Here is an 8,586-nt window from a genome sequence, read left to right on the forward strand (position 1 = left end):
AATTGGGCATTAGTAGTCAGAAATGTTGGAACTCAAATAACAACTTATGCTGGAACTCAAGAAAAATTACCTTTAGAAATTTTAGTTGGAGTTTCACAAGAAGTAGAAAATGTTCCAATACGCTGGCATTTAACATTAGAAAATTTACAACAATGGAAAATTGGTTTTTCCAATCCAAACAGAGCAATTGGAAGTATTGATGGTGCTGCAAAAGAAGAAAAAGTTGGGTTTTTAAACAATGCTTTACGTCACGTTGTTATTGGCGCTGAGTTGTTTCCAACAAAAGGTTTTAATTTAAGATTTGGATATAATTTTAGAAGAGCCGAAGAATTGCGAATTGAAGAACAGCGAAATTTTTCTGGAATTTCTTTAGGATTGGGATTAAAAATGAATAAATTGAAATTTAATTATTCTTATTCAAGATATACTTTAGCAGGAAATACAAGTCTTTTTGGACTTACAATAAATTTTTCTGACGATTCATATAAACGATAAACATACAAACTTGAAAACTATTACTATTGCAATAGACGGATTTTCGTCAACAGGAAAAAGCACTTTGGCAAAACAGCTTGCACAACATTTAGGATATGTGTATGTTGACACTGGCGCAATGTATCGTGCAATAACATTTTTTGCTATGCAAAATGGTTATATTTCTAACGATTTTTTCGATAAAGAAACACTTATAAATGCTTTACCTTCCATAAAATTACATTTTGAATTTAGTGTTGAATTAGGATTTGCAGAAATGTTTTTAAACAATACTAATGTAGAAAAAGAAATTCGAACTTTAGAAGTTTCTAATTTTGTTAGCAAGGTTGCAGAAGTTTCTGAAGTGCGTTCTAAATTGGTAGAGCAACAGAAAGAAATGGGAAAAAATAAAGCCATTGTAATGGATGGAAGAGATATTGGTACAGTTGTTTTTCCAGATGCAGAACTTAAAATTTTTATGACAGCAAGCGCAGAAACTCGAGCGCAAAGAAGATTTGATGAGCTTGAAGCAAAAGGCGATGAAGTAACGTATGAAGAAGTTTTAGAAAATGTTCAAAAACGAGATTACATTGATACGCACAGAGAAGATTCTCCTTTAGTAATGGCAAATGATGCAATAGAAATTGATAATTCTTATCTCAATAAAGAAGAACAATTTAAAGTGGTTTTAGAATTGGTGGAAGAGGTTTTGTTATAAAAATTTCAAATGGCAAATTCCAAATTCCAAATAAATTCCAATTATCAAAATTCTAAATCTCACTTATTTGAATTACAAATTTGCATTTTTCAATTTTAATAGTAGATTTACATTCTATTAATACTATTTTAACTTTTATGGGAATTAAATACAGATTAACGGTAATGAGTTTTCTTCAATTTTTTATTTGGGGTGCATGGCTTATTACAGTTGCAAATTATTGGTTTGGTACTAAACAATGGAGTGGAGCAGAATTTGGAGCCATTTTTTCAACACTAGGTTTGTCTTCAATTGTAATGCCAGCAATAACTGGAATAATTGCAGATAAATTTATAAATGCAGAAAAATTATATGGAATTTTGCATATTCTTGGCGGAATTGCTTTGTTTTATATTCCACAAGTTGATAATCCAACCACATTTTATTATGTAATTTTTGCTGCAATGTTGTGCTATATGCCAACCATTTCTTTGTCTAATTCTATTGCTTACAATATTCTTAAAAATAATAACTTTGATGTAATAAAAGTTTTTCCACCAATACGAGTTTGGGGAACAGTTGGTTTTATTGCAGCAATGTGGTTAACCAATTTAACTGATAATAAAGCTTCGGCTAACATGTTTTACATCGCAGCAGTTGCAGCAATAGTTCTAGGTATTTACTCTTTTACATTACCAAAATGTCCTCCTCAAAAATTAATTTCTAAAGATGCAACTTTGGTTGAAAAACTTGGCTTGGATGCGTTTAAACTTTTTGGAACTTATAAAATGGCATTGTTTTTTATATTTTCTATGTTTCTTGGTGGTGCTTTGCAATTAACCAATATGTATGGCGATGTGTATTTATCTGAATTTTCTAAAGTACCACAATATGCAGATTCATTTGTAGTAAAATATTCTACTATAATAATGTCTATTTCTCAAATTTCTGAAACCTTATTCATTTTAGCAATTCCTTTTTTCTTGAAACGTTACGGAATTAAACAAGTAATGTTAATTAGCATGTTGGCTTGGGTTTTACGTTTCGGTTTATTTGCCTACGGAAATCCTACTGATGGATTGTGGATGATAATTACATCATGTATTGTATACGGAATGGCATTTGACTTTTTTAATATTTCGGGTTCATTATTTATAGAAACCACTACCGATTCTAGAATTAGATCTTCAGCTCAAGGTTTATTTATGATGATGAGTAATGGTTTTGGAGCTTTCTTTGGAGGTTTGTTAAGCGGAATTGTTATTGATAATTATTTTACACATAATGGAGCAAGAGATTGGCATAACATTTGGCTTTCATTTGCAGGATATGCATTAGTAGTTGCAATTGCGTTTGCTGTTTTATTTAAACACAAACACAATCCAAGTGATGTAGCTAATTTAAATCATTAATATTTTCACTCAATTTCACATAACTTCACATTAATTTTTATCAATTCAGATTAAAGCAATAATCGAATTTAAAACGGATCAATTTTTGATATAAATTTTAATTTATGGTCAAATTTTTAGAATACCTTTAGAGAAACAAGATATAGATTGAGATTTAAAATGCAAAATAATCATATTGTAAAAGTGTAATTAAAATTTTTTAAATAAGTTATATGAAAATACCAAGATTATATTTTGATACATCAGTTTTTGGCGGAATTTATGACTCTGAGTTTCAACTTGAAACCAATTTATTATTTGAAATGGTTAAAAATGGTGAGATAATTTGTGTTTATTCAGATTTATGTGAACTTGAACTAGAAAACGCACCACTTAAAGTGAGAGAACACTTTTTGCAAATTGAAAAATTAACCACTGAGTTTGTTGAAATAACAGAAGAAATTAATGAGTTAGCAGAACATTATCTTGATGAAAATGTTGTTGGTAAAACTAGTATTGACGATTGTAGACATATTGCTTGCGCTACAATAAATAAAGTTGATTTTTTAGTAAGCTGGAATTTTAAACATATTGTAAATGTTTTTAGAATACGTGGATATAATTCTGTAAATTTGAAAAACGGACACATACAATTAGATATTCGTTCACCTAAAGAAATTATAAAAAATGAATAAATTAAATAAAACAGAAAAAGAATTCGATACTGTCAAATTTTTTAGAGAAGTAAAAGAAAAAATTGCTAAAGAAACTGACGGTATGACTTTTGCACAATTTAAAGAATATCTTAATAAACGCCAATTACGTAAATTACCAATTTTACCAATCACTTAAATTTTCTTTAAGGCGATAAAATTTTGGGTAATTTTTTTAAGGTTTAATCTAAATCCAAAACTTTAGAATATTCAATTTTTACAAACTTTTCACTCAATACAAAACTCTTTAGTCCTGATTGAAGTGGAAATCCTCGCAGAGATTGAAACGTAAAGCAGGAATTACATAACTAGAAATGCCCAAACCATTGGCTTCAAATTAAACTTCAATCTCCCAACTTCCATCTACTTTTCTTTTTTACAAAAACTATTTGAAAATACACAAATAATGATTACTTTTGCAGTCCAAATTGCAGAGCAGAGTTTCATTTGGAAATCAATTATTTATGTAAAACACTTTTGTTTTTCTATCGCAATAAAGAAACTCACGAAAAACAAAATACAAATTTTATCAGAATGTCTGAATTAAACAAAGAACAACAAGATTTTTTAAGCGGATTTAACTGGCACAATTACTCTGAAGGTATTGATGCTGTTGACGAAAAAAACTTACAAGAGTTTGAAGATTTAGTTACTAAAACTTTTATCTCAACAGATCAAGAAGAAGTAGTAGAAGGTGTAGTTGTAAGAATTACAGATCGTGATGCTATTGTTGATATCAACGCAAAAAGTGAAGGTGTAATTTCATTAAACGAATTTCGTTACAATCCAGGTTTAAAAGTTGGAGATAAAGTAGAAGTTCTTATTGATATTCGTGAAGATAAAACAGGTCAACTTGTATTATCTCATCGTAAAGCTAGAACAATTAAATCTTGGGATAGAGTTATATCTGCCAATGAAACTGGCGAAATTGTTACAGGTTTCGTAAAATGTAGAACTAAAGGTGGTATGATTGTAGACGTTTTCGGTATTGAAGCGTTTTTACCAGGATCGCAAATTGATGTTAAACCAATTCGTGACTATGATGTATATGTAAACAAAATGATGGAATTTAAAGTAGTGAAAATTAATCACGAATTTAAAAACGTTGTAGTTTCGCATAAAGCACTTATTGAAGCAGATATTGAAGTACAGAAAAAAGAAATTATTGGTCAATTACAAAAAGGACAAGTATTAGAAGGTATTGTAAAAAACATTACTTCTTATGGTGTTTTCATCGATTTAGGTGGAGTTGACGGATTAATTCACATTACAGATTTATCTTGGTCTAGAATTAATCACCCAAGTGAAGTTCTTGAATTAGATCAAAAATTAAATGTAGTAATACTTGATTTTGACGATGAAAAAACAAGAATACAATTAGGATTAAAACAATTAAACGCTCATCCATGGGATGCACTTGGTGCTGAACTTAAAGTTGGTGATAAAGTAAATGGTAAAGTTGTAGTTATTGCAGATTACGGAGCATTTATTGAAGTTGCAGAAGGTGTAGAAGGTTTAATTCATGTTTCTGAAATGTCTTGGTCTACGCATTTACGTAGCGCACAAGATTTTGTAAAAGTTGGTGATGTAGTTGAAGCAGTTGTATTGACTCTAGATAGAGACGATAGAAAAATGTCTTTAGGTATTAAACAAATGACACAAGATCCATGGACAGATATTACAGCTAAATATCCAGTTGGTTCTAAGCACACAGGAATTGTTAGAAACTTTACAAACTTTGGTATTTTCGTAGAACTTGAAGAAGGTATTGATGGATTAGTTTACATTTCTGATTTATCTTGGACTAAAAAAATCAAACATCCATCAGAATTTGTTAACGTTGGAGACAAACTAGATGTAGTTGTATTAGAATTAGATGTTGATGGACGTAAATTATCTTTAGGTCACAAACAAACTACTGCTAATCCTTGGGACAAACATGAAGATGCTTTTGCTGTTGGAACTATCCATAACGGAACAATTTCTGAAATTGTAGACAAAGGTGCAACTGTAGATTTTGGAGATGATGTTGTTGCATTTATACCAACACGTCACTTAGAAAAAGAAGACGGTAAAAAATTGAAAAAAGGCGAAGCTGCCGATTTCAAAGTTATCGAATTCAATAAAGAATTTAAAAGAGTAGTGGCATCGCATACTGCAATCTTTAGAGAAGAAGAAGAAAAAGCGGTTAAAGCTGCATCAGAATCTGTTGCAAGTTCAAACAGCAACAACCAAACTTCAACTCTTGGAGACAACAATGATATTCTTGCTGAATTAAAAGCTAAAATGGAAAAAGGAGGAAAATAATTCTCTTAATTCTTATTAATTTAAAAGCTCTCAAGAAATTGAGAGCTTTTTTTATTGCTTATTATTTTATATTAATAAGATTTTTTTATAAATTTGTATAAACATTTATAATTATGAGTGCAATTTCTAGTATAGATATGTATAATATTTTAAAAGTAAAGCTTGGTGAAAGTGAAGCCAAAGCTTTGACTGAATATGTAGAAAATAGAGTAGAAAAAACTTTCGAGAAAGAAATAGATAAAATTGCATCTAAAGAGGATTTATTAAAACTTGAAGTTAAATTAGCTGATACAAAAGCAGAAATTATAAAATGGATGTTTATCTTTTGGATTGGTCAAGTTGCAGTAACATTGGCACTAGTTTTCTTTAAAAAATAATATAATATTCATAATAAACTCTCAAGAAATTGAGAGTTTTTTTATTAGAATTTATACTGATGGATATCAGTAGCAGTTTGGCTTACGCATTTCTACAATGGTAATTCCAGCTGTGCATTACAATTTTTCTTGCCTTGAAAAAACAAGTCAAGAAAAGATTTTCATTTCCATCTGGGCTATGAATTTATGTATTGAGTAAAACTAGAACTTTAAAAATCAAATAATCTTAAGATTGAAATTATCTTACCCATTCTGTTAAGCTTGAAAAATAGTTCCAAGTTTCTTTCAACTTATAATAGATAGTTAATGTTCCACCATCTAAATTACCAGAATAAAAAATACATATTGAATTATTTCTTAAAAAAATAGGTTTTGAAAAACTAAAAAAGTTAATACGTTTTTTATTTAACTTTAATTTTTCATAAGAAACATATTTCATTTTTGGAAGTTTATTTTTCATCCAACCATTTTCATTACCAATTAAAATCTCTTTAATTGTTTGCTTCGTTTCATCTTCTGTTAATTGAATTTTTTCAGGAAGATTATCATTGTTGCTATTTTTATCTCGAAAAAGTTCTTTATTAGATTTTAAATCTTCAACAATATATTCTGTAATATTGGGTTCAATTATTTCTATATAAATTATTTTCTTTGGTAGTTCATTTTCAATAAAATAACTTATAAATTTTTCCTCTTCGGTATTATTCTGAGAATGTGAAGGTATAAATACAAATAAAAAAAGTATTTTAATAAATTTCATTATTAGAATTTTAGTGATTAGTTTAATGCCAATAAATTTCTTTCCTCAGCAGTAAAATCATTTATAATTGCATAAGTTTCAATATTAGTTATATTCATTTCATCAAGAATAGCTACAAGATTTCCGTAAGTAGATTTTTTACTTGGTTTTATTATAACAATTGCAGCTCTGTTTTTATTTCCAGTAACTTCAATAACTTCTTTTTTTAAATCTAGTAATTCCGTTCTAATACTTTTTGTATTATAATTTAAAGTTTCTGGAGTTTGCTCTGGATAATTTAATGTTCCTTTGTAACTAATAATTTTATCATTATCATCTAATAATAATGTTATAACTCTTCTGTTATCCATTCCACAATGAGTAAAAGTTGTTCCGCAAATAACACTATTATCTGGTAATCCCAAAGACATTATTCTAGGTTTTGCCAATTCAATTGTAACCATAAAAAACACAATCAATAAAAAAGAAACGCTTACCATTGCTGATAAATCTATTTTATTTTTTATTTTTTTACTTCTAGGTTTTTTGTCTAAATTTCCAAAACTGTTGCTATTTTCTACCATAACGTTTCGCGGCTTCATGAAGTGGCGATGAACCAAGACAAAGTCTTTTCAAACATAATCAAAACTATTATTTAAAAAAACCTTTCCAATTTCTGATTAGTTCCGTGCCTTACCATTTTTTGAAACTGCTGTTACAGGAAGCCTTAATTTTTTTTATATTTTGATAATTTATTTTTGTTCTTGATTAATTGCATCGGTTTTCAAATTTTAATTTATTCTTCTACTTCTAACTCCATTAACAATGAAAGATTATTGTTTTTCTGCCAATTTTTTCCTGAGTTGTACCAAGTATCAACATATTCATCTGTTTGTGTCATTTTTAAAATAGGGTAATAAAATTTATGAATATGCTCTACATTTTTATAAGTGTATTTACTTTCCTGTTTATTTTTGTCTGTTACTAATATTTCCACTGCAATAAAAAAACCATTATTAGGCAAAATAATTTCTAATTTTGATAAATCCATTTTTGTTATTCGGTCACCTTTTTCTACAGTGCAAAATAAATTTTCATTATATATAATTTCATCAGGTTTATTATCTTTACCTTTTGAATATATTCTAAAATTTATTATAGGATTTAATGATGTAGAAGTTGTTTTTATTTTTATTGTTTTTAATAAAATATTTTCATTATTTAGATCAAAATACTTTGCAATTATACAAGGTTTTAGTTCATCATCTGTTAAGTCATGTAAAACTTGTACTGTTTTTTCACCCTTTATATTACCAATTTTTCTAGTTTTTTTTTTTGATTTTGTAATTACAACTTCTTCCAAAAGTATACTCTTTGTCTTTAGCAAAATTGGATTTTTTATTTTATCAATATCAATTTGTAATTCTTCATAGCCAATGGCATTAAAAATCAAACCTTTACTTTTATTGTTGATTGGTATTTGGAAAACTCCATTTTCATCAGATGTAAAACTTCCTTCACCATTTTCTAATGATATATTTACAAAAGATATTGTTTCAAAAGTAGTACTGTTTTGTATACTAATAGTTTGGGACAAACAAAAGTTTGACCAACTAATAAGACATATGTATAAATAAATTGTTTTTTTCATTATTAATTGGTCTTAACTTTAATTGAATTTAGTTTATTTGTTTTCTATTTATTACTATACTTAATCACATGGTTCTTGTAAAGAACTAACTCCATCTAATGCTAAAACAGGATCAGTATCAACTGGTATTCCGAAAACATAATAAGTATGATACATAATTCTAACGCCACCTTTACATGGTCCGCCAAACATTGGACCCCAACCCCAAAATCTTCTATCTGCTGATTGTTCTGCAAC

At 28.2% G+C, this 8,586-nt stretch carries 9 protein-coding genes and 1 pseudogene; 7 read left to right on the forward strand and 3 right to left on the reverse strand.

The window, feature by feature from the left end; all coding sequences use genetic code 11:
* The 7 genes and pseudogenes from ACH2BC_RS04410 to ACH2BC_RS04440 all read left to right on the forward strand — a co-directional run.
* A pseudogene (locus ACH2BC_RS04410) lies at positions 1–495 on the forward strand (penicillin-binding protein); the annotation flags it as partial.
* A 10-nt stretch (positions 496–505) separates the two neighbouring features.
* Entirely contained in the window at positions 506–1,192 is a 687-nt protein-coding gene (gene cmk, locus ACH2BC_RS04415) for a (d)CMP kinase (RefSeq protein WP_395052775.1), read from the forward strand.
* A 137-nt stretch (positions 1,193–1,329) separates the two neighbouring features.
* Complete coding sequence (locus tag ACH2BC_RS04420; RefSeq protein WP_395052783.1) at positions 1,330–2,583, forward strand: nucleoside permease; 1,254 nt, start codon at positions 1,330–1,332, stop codon at positions 2,581–2,583.
* A gap of 212 nt (positions 2,584–2,795) precedes the next feature.
* Positions 2,796–3,257 (forward strand): PIN domain protein, encoded by a 462-nt coding sequence (locus ACH2BC_RS04425; RefSeq protein ID WP_395052776.1) that lies wholly within the window; start codon positions 2,796–2,798, stop codon positions 3,255–3,257.
* Positions 3,250–3,414 (forward strand): hypothetical protein, encoded by a 165-nt coding sequence (locus tag ACH2BC_RS04430; RefSeq protein ID WP_395052777.1) that lies wholly within the window; start codon positions 3,250–3,252, stop codon positions 3,412–3,414. Before ACH2BC_RS04425 ends, ACH2BC_RS04430 begins: the two co-directional genes overlap by 8 nt.
* Before the next feature lie 395 nt (positions 3,415–3,809).
* Positions 3,810–5,582, forward strand: coding sequence for a 30S ribosomal protein S1 (rpsA, locus tag ACH2BC_RS04435; RefSeq protein ID WP_395052778.1), 1,773 nt, complete (start codon positions 3,810–3,812; stop codon positions 5,580–5,582).
* Between the two features lie 113 nt (positions 5,583–5,695).
* Positions 5,696–5,959 (forward strand): hypothetical protein, encoded by a 264-nt coding sequence (locus tag ACH2BC_RS04440; RefSeq protein ID WP_395052779.1) that lies wholly within the window; start codon positions 5,696–5,698, stop codon positions 5,957–5,959.
* Positions 5,960–6,197: 238 nt separating this feature from the next.
* On the opposite strand, the gene ACH2BC_RS04445 is transcribed toward ACH2BC_RS04440, so the two are convergent.
* The 3 genes from ACH2BC_RS04445 to ACH2BC_RS04455 form a co-directional block, all read right to left on the reverse strand.
* Positions 6,198–6,719 carry a hypothetical protein gene (locus ACH2BC_RS04445; RefSeq protein ID WP_395052780.1) on the reverse strand — a complete coding sequence of 174 codons (522 nt, stop codon included), beginning with the start codon at positions 6,717–6,719 and terminating at the stop codon, positions 6,198–6,200.
* 17 nt (positions 6,720–6,736) lie between these two features.
* Complete coding sequence (locus ACH2BC_RS04450; protein WP_395052781.1) at positions 6,737–7,300, reverse strand: ExbD/TolR family protein; 564 nt, start codon at positions 7,298–7,300, stop codon at positions 6,737–6,739.
* 194 nt (positions 7,301–7,494) lie between these two features.
* Positions 7,495–8,349 carry a carboxypeptidase-like regulatory domain-containing protein gene (locus tag ACH2BC_RS04455; protein ID WP_395052782.1) on the reverse strand — a complete coding sequence of 285 codons (855 nt, stop codon included), beginning with the start codon at positions 8,347–8,349 and terminating at the stop codon, positions 7,495–7,497.
* Between the last annotated feature and the right edge of the window lie 237 nt (positions 8,350–8,586).

Source organism: Flavobacterium sp., from assembly GCF_043760115.1.
Classification (GTDB): domain Bacteria; phylum Bacteroidota; class Bacteroidia; order Flavobacteriales; family Flavobacteriaceae; genus Flavobacterium.